Genomic DNA, 14,947 nt, shown 5'->3' on the forward strand with positions numbered 1-14,947 from the left:
ACCCGCGCCACCGCAATAGGGTTCAGATTCCGGCGGCCGCGGCGATGCGGTCGGCGGTGGCCACCAGACCGTCGATGGAGTCGACGGTCGGGGTGCCCGCCGCCGCGCGGTTGCGCGGGTCGTCCAGGGCGCGACGCAGGACACCCTCGGCGATGATGGCGAGTTTCCACAGCGCCAGTGCGTGCCAGTAGTCCAGCGCCCGGGGGTCGCGGTCGGTGACCGAGAGGTATTCGCCGACGAGCTCGGTGCGGGCAGGGAACCCCGGAAGCGTGGACATGGCGAGGTCGGCGACGGTGGGTTCGCCGGGTTCGGGCCAGTAGGCGAGCAGGCTGCCCAGGTCGGCCAGCGGGTCGCCGAGGGTGCACAGCTCCCAGTCCAGGACGGCGGCGATGGAACCGCTCTCCGGGTCGGTGATGACATTGCGCAGGTTGTAATCCCCGTGCACCAAGCTGAGTTCGTGCTGTTCGGGAACAGCCGCGTGCAGCCGCTCGGTGAGCCGGTCCAGCAGCGGCAGCTCGCGCGTTTTCGACCTCTCCCACTGCGCCGACCACCGTTTCAGCTGGCGTGGCGCGTACGGTTTGTGACTGGCCAGATCGATCAGTCCGGTCGCACCCAGGTCGACCGCGTGAATGCGAGCGAGGGTGCGCGCCAGATCGAGTCCGGCGGCGCGCCGCTGCTGCTCGGTCAGCTGTTCGGCGCTGTCCATCCGGTCGATGACCGAACCGTCCACGAATTCCATGAGCACCACGGCGACCCCGTCGTGGGTGCGGACATCGTGGACGTGCGGAACCGGAACCTCGGTGTCGGCCAAGGCATTCAGGATCCGTGCCTCGCGCGCCACGTCGTGCGCCGAGGCCAGCAGCTCACCGAGCGGCGGGCGGCGCAGCACCCAGCGCCGCTCGGCGGCATCGGTGACGCGGAAGGTCAGATTCGACTGGCCGACGCCGACCCGGGCGGGCCGGACCGGGAGTTCACACGGCTCTCCCAGGTCCGACAGCCAGCCCTGGAACGCGGCCCCCTCGATATCGAAGGCCGCGCCGTCGGCGCTCGGGCGAAGTAGTCCGGGGCTCATCGGCTTCCTCGTGCTCTCTGCCTACGCGCTCGTGGCGGACCGGTATTTTCCGAGTTCGGCGCGCGCGATCGTGCGTTTGTGTACTTCGTCGGGTCCGTCGACGATACGCAAGGTACGAAGATGCGCGTACATGCTCGCGAGCGGAACGTCGTCGCTGACACCGGCGGCGCCGTACACCTGAATGGCACGGTCCACGATGCGCAGCGCCATTTCCGGCGCGGCGACCTTGATGGCGGCGATCTCGGTGCGAGCCGCCTGGTTGCCGACGGTGTCCATCATCCGGGCCGCGTTCAAGGTGAGCAGGCGGGCCTGATCGATGGCGATGCGGGCCTCGGCGATCCAATCCTGGATATTGGCCCGGGCGCTGAGTTTCTCGCCGAAGGTGGTGCGGGATTCCGCACGGACACACAACAATTCGAGCGCCCGCTCGGCCATGCCGATGGCTCGCATACAGTGGTGGATGCGCCCGGGGCCCAGCCGCGCCTGACTGATCGCGAAGCCCTCCCCCTCGCCTTTGAGGACATCGGTCACCGGCACTCGCACGCCCGTGAACTCGATCTCCGCGTGCCCCTCGCGGTCGTGATAGCCGAACACCGGCATATTCCGCACCACGGTGATGCCCGGTGCGTCGATCGGCATGACCATCATCGACTGCTGGCGGTGCTTCGGCGCGTCCGGATCGGTCTTGCCCATGACGATCAGGACCTTGCAGTTGGCGTGCATGGCGTTGGAAGCGAACCACTTTCGGCCATCGAGCACGTAGTGGTCACCGTCGCGCCGCATGCGCAGTTCGATATTGGTGGCATCGGAGCTGGCGACGGCCGGTTCGGTCATGGCGAACGCGGACCGGATGGTGCCCGCGAGTAGCGGTTCGAGCCAGCGCTCCTTGTGTTCCTGGGTGCCGAACAAGGTCAGCACCTCCATGTTTCCGGTGTCGGGCGCGTTGCAGTTGCAGGCTTCCGGAGCGAGCATCGGACTGCGGCCCATGATTTCGGCGAGCGGCGCGTAGTCGAGATTGCTCAGGCCGGGGCCCCATTCCGGATGTGGGTGGAACAGATTCCACAGCCCGCGCCGGCGCGCCTCGATCTTGAGCTCGTCGAGGATCTTCGGATAGTGGTGTGGGTTTCCGGCTTCGAGCATCTGCTGCTCGTAGACCGGCTCGGCCGGATATATCAGTTCGTCCATGAACGCGAGCAGATCGCGCTGGTACCCGCGGGCGCGTACGGACATGTCGAAGATTGCCATCGGAGTTCTCCTCGTTGCTAGCACCAGGGCCACCAGTCCGGACAGGACCAGGTGGGGGTCGGTGGCTTCGTCGTGGTGATCGGAGGTTTCGTCGTCGCCGACGGCTTCGTAGTGGTAGCCGGCGGCGTAGCAGTAGGCGGCGTGGTCGTAGGCCGCGTGGTAGTCGAGGTCGGAGGCAGGGACGTGGCCGGCGGATTCGATCCGCCGACGGCTCTGCCCGCCCCCGCTCCGGCCGCCACGATGGCCGGCACCTGCGCGGTCGGATCGATCGTCCCGTGCAGGGTGGGGGCCCAGCCGACGTTCGTGCCCAGGACATAGTCCTTGCCGGTTTCCCGGTTCCCGTTGAACTCGGCGACCAGGTTCACGGGCTGGCCCGCGACCATCGAGCCGGATTCGTGAATGACTCCGGCCCCGTCCTTGCCACCCGCCTCCTGTCCCGCGAAGTTCCACAGGATGTCACGATTCTTCGGCATGCCGCCGGTGAAGGAATTGTTCTCGGCGTAGATCTTCGACTGGGTGCCGACACCCCACTGGTAGTACCAGCAACAGACCGACGGCGGCACCACGTGCGAATTGTTGTACAGGTGCACCTTGCCGTAGTACACCGACGGCGAACGCAGCACGGTTTTGTCGAACAGGTTGTGGTGCATGGTTACTCGGGTGTTGGCGACACTCGAGCCACCGTCGTTGAGTACACCGAGCATCACCGGTTTGAAATTGTCGTGCAGTCGCGTCCACGAGACCGTGATCAGGTCGCTGCCCTTCATGGCGGTGATCAGTTCGTCGTGGTGCAGGTAGGTCTTGCCGTCCTGTTTTGTTTCGGTGGCCAGCGTGCGGGTGCCGTCACCGAGGGTGAGGTGGTCGAGCCAGACATGACTGCTGGCCTCCATCCGAATATTCGAGAAGTACGTTTTCCAGTCGTAGCCGGACCAGCGTGGAAAGCAGCCGTACGCGTCCTGGATCGACAGATTGCGGATGATGACGTTCCGCTTGCCGGTCAGCCCGAGTTCCAGACCCGTGATCTGGGCTCCGGCCAGGCCCACGATCGTCGTGTTGGAACCCACCTCCATGGTGATATCCGCGGATTGGTTGTTCTCCGAGGTTTTCCGGAGTTTCTCGATGGCCTTGATCGGCGCCGGACTGTTGGCGTGGTCGGGGTCCAGGGTGGTGCCACGCACCGCGTCGAGGTACGCCTGCTCGGTGTACCCGGGCGCGTTGTACGACGCGCACTCGGCCAGGAACTGGATGTGCCCCCGCACATAGACGATCTTGGGCGTATCGCCCGCGACGGCTCGGCGCAGCTCTTCCTTGGTGTCCACGGTGAAGACCTGATCCGCGGTGGCGGCGGACCCGCCGGTGGTGCCGCCCTCGGCGGCGGCCCAGCCGTCGTTCGCGGCGATCCGCTCCCGGCCGAGGCCGAGTTCGCTCTGCGCGGCCACGGGGCCGGATCGCACCACCCAGGTCATCAGCAAGGCCGGTAGAAATGCCAGCGCCAGTGCGCCTTTCATTCGACGGTTCATGCTCGATTCCCGGTGAAGACGACGCGGCCCACGGTCTTACCGTCGGCGAGGCGCTGCAACCCCAGCGGCACCTCGTCCAACGACAGCCGCTCACCGATCAAGGGCCGCACCCGGCCGCTGTCGGCCAGCCGGGTGAGCTCGGTGTGACAGTCCCAGACCGCGTCCGCGTCGCGTTCGCGATACAGCCCCCAGTGCAGCCCGAGGATCGAATAGTTCTTCACCAGTGCGTGATTGAGCGCGGCGGTCTGGATCCGCCCGCCGGCGAACCCGACCACGAGGATGCGTCCTTCGAAAGCGACACACTTGGTGGATCGCTCGTACACGTCGCCGCCGACCGGGTCGTAGATCACGTCGGCGCCACGACCGTCGGTGAACGCGCGCACCGTCTCCACGAAATCCACAGTGCTGCGGTCGATCACCAGATCGGCGCCCAGCGCCCGCGCTACTTCGGCCTTCGCCGGGCTGCCGACGACTCCGATCACCCGTGCGCCCGCGGCTTTGCCCAATTGCACTGCTGCACTGCCGACTCCGCCCGCGGCGGCGTGCACCAGCAGTGTCTCACCGGGTCGCAGGCCCGCGCGCCGGTGCAGTCCGAACCAGCCCGTCTGATAGCCGATCGTCAGTATCGCGGCCTCGGCATCGTCCAGCGCTTCGGGCGCGGGGAACGTCTCGTCGACGTTCATGACGGCCAGTTCGGCGCAGCCACCCCACGGCAGCACCGCGGTGCCGACCACCCGATCACCGATCGCGAACGCCGTGACCCGAGCTCCGACCGCGACCACCTCGCCGCACAATTCGACGCCGGGGGTGAACGGCAATTCCGGCCTGATCTGGTATTCGCCCCGGCACAGCAGCACATCCGGGAAGTTGGCGGCCGCGGCCCGGGTCCGGACCACCAGTTGCCCGGGCCCGGGAGCCGGCTCGGCGGTGTCGACCAGGGTGAGCACGCGCTCCGGTTCGCCCAATTCGGTTGCCCGCCAGGCTTTCATGTGGTTCCTCCGATGCGCTGACTGATCGCTGCGGAGTCAGACTCCCCGAAATTGATTCTGGCGTCAAGTTCAAATGTGGCTGCGAAACCGAGAGCAAGAAGACATCACAGAGTCAGTCGCCGAGCCGTAGGGCGTTGTACCAGAGCTGATTCATCGTCTCGACCAGTCGCTCGAAAGGCACCTCGTCCCCTTCGACGAACACCGTGTACGCCATCCGGCCGACCATGCTGGACAGCGCCCACGAGGTGATCAGTGGATCGAGCCGAGCATCGGCGAGGCCCCGCTCCTGGAGGTCGCGAATCATCGCGGCATTGCGCTCACCCAGCGCCGCGCCCCGCTCGCGCCGCAGCGTCCGGAACTTCTCGTCGACCTTCGACACCTGCTCGAGCACGGCCATCAGCCGGGCATTGCGCCGATACGACTGGAGATACTCACGATTGGCGGCGGCGATGAGCTCGCGGGGGTCGTCGTCGCCGATCGATTCGCGGACGTGCGGATGCAGCATCTCCTCGCGAATCTGGCGGACCACCTCGGTGAAGATCTCTTCTTTGCTGTCGAAATAGGTGTAGAAGGTGCCCGACGCCATCCCCGCCGCCTTGGGTATGTCGCTGATCCGCGCGTCGAGAAAACCGTCCCGCTCGAAGACCTCGCGTGCCGCGGCGATCAGCGCGGCGCGAGTTCGCAAGCCCCGCTTGCTCTTCGGGGCCGCGCGACCGGCTCGGTCCTCGACACCTGCTTCGGGGTTCACCACTGCTCACTGTCTTCGGGGTCCGGCTGACGTGCACGATCGTAACAGCGCACGACGGTCGCCGCCCGAATGTGTTGAATGTGACGCCAGATTCAAGTAGCGTTCCCGGGCATTGATCAGTGGCCCAGGCCACACCGGATCGCGCACTCTGATCTCCTGGAGATATCGATGACTTCGATTCCCGCCACCCCACCCGATCGCAGGAAACTGCGCAGACTGATGGCCGCCGGCCTGGTCGGCAGTTCGATCGAGTGGTACGACTTCTTCATCTACGGCACCGCCGCCGCCCTGGTCTTCGGAAAACTCTTCTTCCCCGACGCATCGCCCCTGATGGGGACCCTACTGTCGTTCAGCACCTTCTGGGCCGGGTTCATCGCCCGGCCGATCGGCGGGATCGTCTTCGGCCACATCGGCGACAAGTTCGGCCGCAAACCCGCACTGGTCGCCTGCCTGACCCTGGTGGCAGTGGCCACCTGTGCGATCGGCCTGCTACCCACCGCCGCCGCGGTCGGCGGGCTGGCCCCGATCCTGCTGGTCACCCTGCGCTTCGTGCAGGGCATCGCGGTCGGCGGGCAGTGGGGCGGTATCACGCTGCTGCTCACCGAGACCACCGAACCGCACCGCCGCGGCCGCGCCGGGACCTTCGGTCAGATGGGTGTTCCGTTCGGATTACTGTTGGGCACAGGCGCTTTCCTGCTCGTGGGGCACTTCGTGACCGGTCCGGATTTCCTGTCCTGGGGATGGCGCGTGCCCTTCCTGGCCAGTGCCCTGCTCTTCCCCGTCGTACTGTTCATCCAACTCCGGATCGAGGACTCCCCCGAGTTCCGGCGGCTACAGCACCGGGCCGCCGACGCGGCGGCCACGGTCGCGCAAGCTCCGATTCTGGAAGCGGTGCGCGGTCATTGGAAGCGAATCCTGCTCGGATCCGGGCTGCTGTTCTCGAGCAATGCCGTCGCCTACATCGGCATGGCGGGCGTGCTCGACTACGGTGTCCGCGACCTCGGGCTGGCACGCGACGACCTGCTGATGATCTCGCTGGCCGGCGCCGCGGCCGGCATCGTCGTCATCTATCTCGCCGGCTCGCTCTCGGATCGGATCGGGCGACGGCCGCTGCTGCTGACCGGCGCGATCCTCATGACAGCCTGGGCTTTTCCCTACTTCTGGCTGGTGAATACCGGATCGCTGACCGCCATCCTGGTCGCGAATCTGGTGGGCGGCAGTTTCGCCTCCAGCGTGGTCTACGGCCCGCTGGCAGCGTATCTCTCCGAGCTGTTCGAGCCCCGGATCCGCTATTCGGGTGTGACACTGGCCTACCAGCTGGCCTCGATCCTGATCAGCGGCGGGACACCGTTCCTGATGACCGCGCTGCTCGCCGCCACCGGTGGTACGACAGCGGTCTCCGCGTTCCTGGTCGCCATGGGGTTGTGCACCCTCGCGTGCGCCTGGGCGCTGCCGGAGACGGTGGTGGTCGCGCGGCCGGTTGCCGAACCCGTCACGCCCTGAATCCGATTCGAGCACAGGAGCCGACGTGCCCAGTATCGCCGACCGACTACACCTGCACGCCACGACCAGGCCCGACGCAATTGCGCTGCGCACCCTGGAGGAGGCAATCACCTACGGCGAGTTGGCCTCTCGTAGCTGCGCCTACAGTCATCTGCTGCGCGCGGCCGGCATCGGTGCGGGCGATCGGGTGCTGCTGGTAGCGCCCACCGTGCCCGAGTTCGCCATCGCGTACCTGGCCACGCAGTACCTCGGAGCCATCGCCATCACCATGAACCCCATGGCCGTCGCACCCGAAATCGGATATGTGCTGGACGATTCCGATGCCACAGCCGCCGTCGTGTGGCACGAGACCCGCACGGCCACCGAGCAGGCCGCAAGCCGGCGCGCCCTTCCGGTGCTCCGGCTCGCACCCGGAGTCGGCACCGAATCCGGCACGCCCGCAACCGCACCCGTGCAGCGGCGCGACGACGACACCGCTGTTCTGCTCTACACCTCGGGCACGACCGGCGCCCCGAAGGGCGTGCAGCTCACCGTCGCCAACCTGCTGGACACCGCCCGGATCTTCAGCACCCAGCTGCGGCTCACGCCGGACGAGCGGTTCGGCACCGGGCTGCCGCTGTTCCATGTGTTCGGTCAGGCGGCCGGACTGCTCACCGCGCTGCACACCGGATGCTCGCTGTCGCTGCTGTCCCCGTTCCAGCCGCGCGCCATGCTCGAGCTGATCCGGGAGCACCGGCTCACCATGGTGTCGGGCGTGCCGACCATGTGGAATGCCATGCTGCACGACGCCGTCGACTTCGGCCCCGACGATCTGCGCAGCCTGAAATTGGCGGCGTCGGGGGGCGCGGCGCTGCCCGGCGAGGTGATCCGGGCGTTCACGCAGCGATTCGGCTGCACCATTCTCGAGGGCTACGGCCTCACCGAGTCCTCCAGTGCCGGAACCTACAACCCCCTGGACCGGGAACAGCGGGTGGGTTCGGTCGGCATCCCGCTGCCGGGCACCGCGCTGGAGATTCGCGACCCCGACGGCACCGTGCTGCCCTCCGACGCCGTCGGCGAGATCTTCCTGCGCGGCCCCGGCATCATGAAGGGCTACTGGAATCGCCCCGAGGCCACCGCCGCCGATCTGGTCGACGGCTGGCTGCGCACCGGAGATCTGGGCCGGGTCGATGCCGACGGCTACGTCTACATCGTCGATCGCGCGAAGGATCTCATCATTCGAGGCGGATACAACGTGTATCCGAGCGAGGTCGAGGACGTGCTGTACCGGCATCCGGACATTCTCGAAGCCGCGGTGATCGGCGTCCCCGACGAGCGCTACGGCGAGGAGGTCGCCGCGCTCGTGGTGGCCGCACCGGGCAGCGCGCCCGATCCCGATGCGCTGCGGAGGTGGGCGAAGGAGCGGCTGTCCGCCTACAAGGTGCCGCATCGATTCGCCTTCGTCGGCGAACTGCCCAAGGGTGCCACCGGAAAGATCCTCAAACGCGCGATCGATCCGGCGCGATTCCCCGAATTGTCCGCCCGCGCGGACCATTCCTGAACGGAGCACAGCATGCCGAGCCTGTCGAGCCGACTGGTCACCGCGCAACTGCGGCGGATCGAGCAGAAGAGAGTTCTGACCGACACCGAGTTGTTCCATCGCGCGATCGAGTTCCGGCGGCGGCACCCCGCGTCGGCGGAGCCGCCGAAATCGTTGCGCCGCAAGGTGTCGATCGTGCCGCAGATGCTGTGCGGGTGGTTGTGCTATCGATTGACTCCGCCGAACTCGGCACCCGGGCCGGGCACGCTGTATCTGCACGGTGGCGCGTATGTGGCCGAGATCCAGCCCACGCACTGGTGGGCACTCGCCGATATCGCGCGCCGGTCCGGTATCGAGATCACGGTACCCATCTATCCGCTCGCCCCCGCGGCGACCGCCGAGCGGACGGTGGCGACGGCCACGGATATCGCCGCGCGGGCAGCACCCGGATTCACCCTGATGGGCGACTCCGCGGGCGGTGGCATGGCTCTCGCTGTCCTGCAACAGCTTCGGTTGCGGCGCGCGCCGCAACCGCGCCGCGCCGTGCTCCTCTCCCCCTGGCTGGATGTGACGATCCCCGACCCCGCCGCAGCGGAGTTGGCACGCACCGATGTCATCCTGGATATTCCGGGACTGCTCGAGGCGGGCCGCCTCTACGCGGGCGACCTGCCGGTCGACGACCCCCGCGTCAGCCCCATCCACGGCGAGCTGACCGGTCTGGCTCCGATCGTATTGTTCAGCGGCACAGCCGAACTGCTCAACCCGGATGCCCGCCGGCTGGCCGCCGCGGGCACCGGCATCGACTACGTCGAATGCCCCGGCGGCCAGCACTGCTACCCGCTACTGCGCACCCGTGAAGGCAAACAGGCGCGACGGCACATCGCCGAACTGCTCCGCACCCCCGGCTCAGCTGGTGGCGGCGAACGGAGTTCCGGTCGCAACCGCGGTGGCACGGTGCGGATGTGACCACAGGCCACGGCGTTCCAGGATCGGAAGCACCCCCTCGCCGAACCAATACGCCTCCTCCAGATGCGGGTAACCGGAGAGGATGAAGTGGCCGATGCCGAGTTCGGCGTACTCGGTGAGCCGGTCGGCCACTTCCCCGTGGGAACCCACCAGCGCGGTTCCGGCACCACCGCGTACCAGGCCGACGCCCGCCCAGAGATTGGGGGCGATCTCGAGACCGTCGGTGCGACCGGCGTGCAGCGCCGCCATGCGCCGCTGTCCCTCGGATTCGCTCTGCGCCAGCGAGGCCTGCACGCGTTCGATCTCGCCGGGCGCGATGCCCGACAGCAACTTGTCGGCCTCGGCCCAGGCCTCGGCGGCGGTGTCCCGGCTGATGACGTGGATGCGCAGGCCGTACTCCAGGCTCCGGCCCTCGACGGCGGCCAGACCGCGAATCCAGTCCAGCTTCTTGCCGACCGCGTCCAGCGGCTCACCCCAGGTGAGATAGGTATCGGCGTAGCGAGCGGCGACCGGGCCCGCGGCGGGTGACGAACCGCCGAAGAACACCGGCGGAATCGGATCCGGCCTGCTGCTCAACAGCGCCTGCCGGACCCGGATGTGCGCGCCGTCGAAGTCGATCGGCTCGGTATTCGTCCACAGTGACCGCACCACATCCAGGAACTCGCCGGTGCGGGCGTAGCGCTGGTTCTTGTCCAGGAAATCGCCGTAGGCCTGCTGCTCGCGCGGCTCACCGCCGGTGACCACATTCAGCAGCAGCCGGCCGCGCGAATGCCGCTGATAGGTGGCCGACATCTGCGCGGTCAGGGTCGGGCTGACCAGCCCCGGCCGCAGCGCGACCAGGAACTTCAGCGTCTCGGTGGTTTCCACCAGCATGGCCGTGGTCAGCCAGGCGTCCTCGCACCAGGCGCCGGTGGGGGTCAGCACGGCCTCGAAGCCGTTGTCCTCGGCGGCGGCCGCGAGCTGATTGAGGTAGCGCAGGGTCGCCGGGCGATCGCCGGACATGAACGAGCCGTGCCCGCCCGCGACCAGCCCGCGGGAATCGCCGTAGGTCGGCAGGAACCAATGGAAGGACAGCGCGCTCATTTCTGGAACCTCCGATCGACGAACTTCGCGAAATCGACCTTGCCGGGAATGGCTTTGGCGTCGGTGAACGCGTCCGCGATCTGCTGCTCGGACGCGACGATCGCGTCGGTCAGCGCGATCGGCTCCTTGATCGAACGGGTCCAGGTGACCTGCGCGGCGGCCGGGCTGATCTGGGTGAGTTCGGCGTACTCGGCACTCCACTCGGCGACGTTCTGCTGCGACCAGGTGGTGGCGGCGGCGTAGCGCCGCAGGAAGTCCTCGATGGCCTGCGCCTTACCCGCGTCGCCGAGCGCCTTGTTGCCGCTGACCCAGAAGTTGTTGCCGTTGGAGACGGTATCGGCGGCGATGATCTGCCTGGCACCCGATTCCTGTTCGGCGATGGCCGTATACGGATCCCAGGTGGCCCAGGCCTGCACATCACCGCGTTTGAGCGCGGTGTAGCCATCGCCCGGCGAGAGGTACACCGGTTCGATGTCTTTCAGGGTCAGGCCGTTGCGCCCGAGCGCGAGCAGCAGCAGGGCATTGGCCGAGCTGCCCTTGAACACCGCGACCCGCTTGCCCTTCAGCTCGGCGACCGAACTGATCGGCGCGTCCTTCCCGACCAGAATCGCGTCGCCCTTGCCGGTGGCGGCGAGCGCGCCGACCACCTTGACGTCGGCTTTGGCCGCCGCGCCGAAAATCGGTGGGGTGTTGCCGGTTTGGGCGAGATCGATACCGCCAGCGCTCGCGGCCTCCACCAGTGGCAGGCCCGCGGTGAAGGTGGAGAACTCGAGCTTGTAGGGCAGGTTCTCCAATTGGCCCGCGGCTTTCAGCAGCACTTCGATGGAGATCGCCTTCTGGTCACCGACTTTCAGGGTGACGGTGCTCAGGTCGACCGGGCCGTCGGCCCGCGGCGCCTGGTCGCTGCCGCAGCTCGTCAGCGACAGGGTCGCGACCAGAGCCAGGGCAGCCGACAGTAACAACTTCTTCACAGGGGTTCTCCAATTACTACTGCTCGACGCCGAGCAGTTCGAGCAGGCGAGCCGCGTAGGCCGCGCCTTCGGGAGCCGCGTGAGCACGCGGCCGGTCCAGGGGGATGTCGATCTCGTGCGCGAGGCGTCCGTCCTCGAGTACCAGGACGCGATCGGCCAGGGTCACCGCCTCGGTGACATCGTGGGTCACCAGCAGCACACCGAAGCCGTGCTCGGCGAACAGGCGCAGCAGCAGGTCGTGCATCGCGATCTTGGTCAGCGCGTCCAGCGCGCCGAAGGGTTCGTCGAGCAGCAGCAGGGCCGGTTCCGCGACCAGGGCGCGGGCCAGTGCCGCGCGCTGGGCTTCACCGCCGGACAGGGTGATCGGCCAGGCGTCACCGCGATTCGCGAGACCGACCTCGTCGAGTACCGCGCGGGCCTGATCGAGTCCCCCGGCACGGCGACGGCGGTCGGGCAGTCCGAGCGCGACATTGCGCGCCACCGACAGCCACGGCACCAGCCGCGCCTCCTGGAAAGCGACCGAGACACGGCCGCCGACCTCGACGTGGCCCGTGTGCTCCCCCGCCAGACCGGCCAGCACCCGCAGCAGGGTGGACTTACCCGAGCCGCTGCGCCCGACCAGGGCGACGATCTCGCCCTGACGCAGGTCCAGGTCGACGCCGCGCAGCACCGGCCGATCGCCGAAACTCTTTCCGACATCCCGGATTCGGAGCAGCCGATCGGTCGCCGGGGCGCTCATCGCCTGCTCCAGCGCAGTGCCCGGTGTTCGACCGCACGAACCAGCGCGTCGGTGAGCAGGCCGAGCGCGCCGTAGACGAGCAGGCCGAAGATGACGATGTCGATGCGCAGGAACTCGCGCGCGTTGTTGACGATGAAGCCGAGTCCGGCACTGGCGTTGATCTGTTCGGCGACGATCAGCGAGAGCCAGGCGATGCCGAGGCTCTGCCGCAGGCCGACCAGCACCTGGGGTAGCGCGCCCGGAAAAACGATGGCGCGCAACTTCTCCCACGCGGTCAGGCCCAGAACCTGGGACAGCTCACCGAGTTTGGGATCGAGCTGGCGGATGCCCGCGTAGGTGTTGAGATAGAGCGGGAACGCCACACCGAGCGCGATCAGGAAGATCTTCGGCTGTTCGTCGATGCCGAACCAGATGATGAACACCGGGATCAGGCCGAACAGTGGCACCGTGCGCAGCATCTGCATGGGCGGGTCGACCAGGTACTCCCCCACCCGGCTCGACGCCGCGAGCACCGCCAGCAGTACGGCCACGGTCGCGCCGAGCGCGAAACCCAGCAGTACCCGCTGACCCGAGACCGCGAGCGCGTCCCCGAGTTCACCGCCCTGCCACACTTCGATCCCCGCGTCCAGAATCACCGACGGCGCCGGCAGGATCTGTTCGGGCAGCGCCCCGGTCGCCGACCCCACCTGCCAGGCCAGCAGCAACGCCAACGGCGTCACCGAACGCAACAGCCACGGGCTGCGCAGGACCTGTCGCCCACGCCGCGGTGCGGTGGCGGCCTGTCTGTCAGCTGCTGTCCAGCCGATCGCGAGTGTCATAGTTCTCCTGGGACGGATACGGAACGACTGGCAGTATCACCGGCCCGGACCACCGGAAACACCCTTCCGATCACCGTGACCGCAACTCCGCACAGCAACGATCCCCGCCGGTCCAGACCGGCGGGGATCGGCGTTTCAGCGATTCAGATACCGAAAGGCGCTGCGTAGCGAACGGTTCCGCCGGGAATCGGACGACCGGACAGACTCAGCGCCATGAGCGCCTCGTCCGGGACATCGATGCTCAGTCGGATGCCGTGCAGGCTCGCGCGGCCGAAACCGAACCGCGGATAGTAGGCCGGGTGCCCGAGGACGACGACGAAATCCTCACCGTGGTCCGTTGCCGCGGACAGCGCCGCGCGAACGGCGGCCGCACCCGCGCCGGTGCGCTGGTATTCGGGCGGTACGGCACACGGGCCGAGGCACAGTGCCGGGGCATCGCCGATATGGCAGCGGGTGAGCAGCGCGTAACCGATCGGCGCGCCGTCGATGCCGGTGCTCAGCATCGACAGGCCCTCGATCCACGCTGGATCCGCGCGAAGCGCGTCGACGAGATCGGCTTCCTCGGCCGTTTCGAAGGCCGCGAGATTGATCCGGCGGACGGAGTCGATATCGGAGGGCTTTTCCGGACGGGTCAGCCACTGATGGTTGCTGGACATGGTCGAAGTCTCCTGGACTGTCGTGTCGAAAGAATGGGACACAGAATTCGAGGAGGACCGCTGTCGGCCGATGTGAACGCGAAAAGGTTCAGCGCGTGGGGCGAGCGACGACAGCGATCTGTGGCGCGGTCATCAACTCACCTCCAGGTCATCGATTCGGCTGAACACGAACTCGATCAGCCTAGCCAGTCGCCTCCCTGTCCAGCAAGAGTTATCGTGGGCATCACACCGCCGATATGGAACCTACGGTGTCGATACTGCGGGTCTCGTATGATTCCGTCATGCCGAAACCAGGACAGGCGGGAGGGCGGCCCCGCGACAGTCGGGTCGATCACGCGATCGCCGAGGCGGTGCGCGCGCTGCTGGCAGAGCACGGCTACGCGGCGCTCACCGTCGACGCGGTCGCCGCCCGCGCGGGGATCGGAAAGGCCGCCATATACCGGAGATTCGCGACCAAGCAGGAAATGATCTTCGCGGTGATCCTGCACGGCATGAGCGAGAAGCCACCGGCCGACACCGGCACGCTGCGCGGCGACATCACGGCCCTCGCCGCCTGGTTCGGCGACCGCATCGCACACGCCGACGCCGGGGTGATGGCAGGACTGGTGGCCGACATCCACGCCGACCCCGCCCTGCAAACCCGTTTCACCGACACCTATCTCACCCTGGAGCGCTCCATCCTGGCCGCGCTCATCGATCGCGCCATGGCACGCGGCGAGCTCCCCACCCGTCCCGATCCCGCCCTGGTGCACGGCCTCCTACTCGGGCCCCTGTTCACCTGGCAGATCATGCTCGGCGAAAGTGCCGCGCGCACACCGCAACTCGCGCACACGGTGGCGCACATGGTCACCGACGCCCTGTCGATGGGCGTCATCCCCCCGGCGACGCCCTAGCCGTCGGCGAAATCGCCACGGACGCTTGTCATCCTGCGCACACCTGCTGGGCATCGACGCTTCGCCACCATACGATACCCCTGGTACCGGAACTGCCGGTTCCAGATCAGAGTGTCAAGTACCACCGCACAGGAGGACTCTCAATGAACTTGTCAAGCCATAACGACACCCAAAGCCGGTCTGTCGATGCTGAATTCGCGTCCGTCTCGCAGCAGGGCCCACAAG

The 14,947-nt window shown here is 67.5% G+C and carries 14 protein-coding genes; 4 read left to right on the forward strand and 10 right to left on the reverse strand.

What is annotated here, in order from left to right:
• Positions 1-22 precede the first annotated feature (22 nt).
• The 5 genes from ACFVMC_RS32685 to ACFVMC_RS32705 all read right to left on the reverse strand — a co-directional run bounded on the left by ACFVMC_RS32685 (position 23) and on the right by ACFVMC_RS32705 (position 5,574).
• Positions 23-1,072 carry a phosphotransferase family protein gene (locus ACFVMC_RS32685; RefSeq protein WP_379216768.1) on the reverse strand — a complete coding sequence of 350 codons (1,050 nt, stop codon included), beginning with the start codon at positions 1,070-1,072 and terminating at the stop codon, positions 23-25.
• Positions 1,073-1,093: 21 nt separating this feature from the next.
• Positions 1,094-2,317, reverse strand: coding sequence for an acyl-CoA dehydrogenase family protein (locus ACFVMC_RS32690; RefSeq protein WP_379216770.1), 1,224 nt, complete (start codon positions 2,315-2,317; stop codon positions 1,094-1,096).
• 17 nt (positions 2,318-2,334) lie between these two features.
• On the reverse strand, positions 2,335-3,837 hold the full coding sequence (locus ACFVMC_RS32695; RefSeq protein WP_379216772.1) for a polysaccharide lyase family 1 protein: 1,503 nt from the start codon (positions 3,835-3,837) through the stop codon (positions 2,335-2,337).
• Positions 3,834-4,826, reverse strand: coding sequence for an NADPH:quinone oxidoreductase family protein (locus ACFVMC_RS32700; protein WP_379216773.1), 993 nt, complete (start codon positions 4,824-4,826; stop codon positions 3,834-3,836). Before ACFVMC_RS32700 ends, ACFVMC_RS32695 begins: the two co-directional genes overlap by 4 nt.
• 112 nt (positions 4,827-4,938) lie before the next feature.
• Entirely contained in the window at positions 4,939-5,574 is a 636-nt protein-coding gene (locus ACFVMC_RS32705; protein ID WP_379216775.1) for a TetR/AcrR family transcriptional regulator, read from the reverse strand.
• Between the two features lie 168 nt (positions 5,575-5,742).
• On the opposite strand from ACFVMC_RS32705, the gene ACFVMC_RS32710 reads away from it, so the two are divergent.
• The 3 genes from ACFVMC_RS32710 to ACFVMC_RS32720 are packed head-to-tail and all read left to right on the forward strand — an operon-like array spanning position 5,743 to position 9,562.
• On the forward strand, positions 5,743-7,077 hold the full coding sequence (locus tag ACFVMC_RS32710; RefSeq protein WP_379216776.1) for an MFS transporter: 1,335 nt from the start codon (positions 5,743-5,745) through the stop codon (positions 7,075-7,077).
• 25 nt (positions 7,078-7,102) lie between these two features.
• The gene (locus ACFVMC_RS32715; protein ID WP_379216778.1) at positions 7,103-8,617 is read left to right on the forward strand and encodes a long-chain fatty acid--CoA ligase; all 1,515 of its coding nucleotides are present in this window, start codon (positions 7,103-7,105) and stop codon (positions 8,615-8,617) included.
• Between the two features lie 12 nt (positions 8,618-8,629).
• Complete coding sequence (locus ACFVMC_RS32720; RefSeq protein WP_379216780.1) at positions 8,630-9,562, forward strand: alpha/beta hydrolase fold domain-containing protein; 933 nt, start codon at positions 8,630-8,632, stop codon at positions 9,560-9,562.
• Here the strand turns inward: ACFVMC_RS32720 and ACFVMC_RS32725 are convergent.
• The 5 genes from ACFVMC_RS32725 to ACFVMC_RS32745 form a co-directional block, all read right to left on the reverse strand.
• Positions 9,503-10,645 carry an LLM class flavin-dependent oxidoreductase gene (locus tag ACFVMC_RS32725; RefSeq protein WP_379216782.1) on the reverse strand — a complete coding sequence of 381 codons (1,143 nt, stop codon included), beginning with the start codon at positions 10,643-10,645 and terminating at the stop codon, positions 9,503-9,505. The genes ACFVMC_RS32720 and ACFVMC_RS32725 overlap by 60 nt on opposite strands.
• Positions 10,642-11,616: an ABC transporter substrate-binding protein gene (locus ACFVMC_RS32730; protein WP_379216784.1), complete on the reverse strand. Its 975-nt coding sequence runs from the start codon at positions 11,614-11,616 to the stop codon at positions 10,642-10,644. The genes ACFVMC_RS32725 and ACFVMC_RS32730 overlap by 4 nt, the downstream gene beginning before the upstream one ends.
• A 16-nt stretch (positions 11,617-11,632) precedes the next feature.
• A complete protein-coding gene (locus tag ACFVMC_RS32735; RefSeq protein WP_379216785.1) occupies positions 11,633-12,355 on the reverse strand; it encodes an ABC transporter ATP-binding protein in 723 nt (240 codons plus the stop codon).
• Complete coding sequence (locus tag ACFVMC_RS32740; RefSeq protein WP_379216787.1) at positions 12,352-13,173, reverse strand: ABC transporter permease; 822 nt, start codon at positions 13,171-13,173, stop codon at positions 12,352-12,354. Before ACFVMC_RS32740 ends, ACFVMC_RS32735 begins: the two co-directional genes overlap by 4 nt.
• Positions 13,174-13,316: 143 nt before the next feature.
• Positions 13,317-13,829 (reverse strand): GNAT family N-acetyltransferase, encoded by a 513-nt coding sequence (locus tag ACFVMC_RS32745; protein ID WP_379216789.1) that lies wholly within the window; start codon positions 13,827-13,829, stop codon positions 13,317-13,319.
• A 281-nt stretch (positions 13,830-14,110) separates the two neighbouring features.
• Here ACFVMC_RS32745 and ACFVMC_RS32750 point away from each other — a divergent pair, with 281 nt between their 5' ends.
• Entirely contained in the window at positions 14,111-14,722 is a 612-nt protein-coding gene (locus ACFVMC_RS32750) for a TetR/AcrR family transcriptional regulator (protein ID WP_379216791.1), read from the forward strand.
• Positions 14,723-14,947 lie beyond the last annotated feature (225 nt).

The sequence above is a fragment of the Nocardia sp. NPDC127579 genome (assembly GCF_042672005.1).
In the GTDB taxonomy this organism is placed as follows: Bacteria; Actinomycetota; Actinomycetes; order Mycobacteriales; family Mycobacteriaceae; genus Nocardia.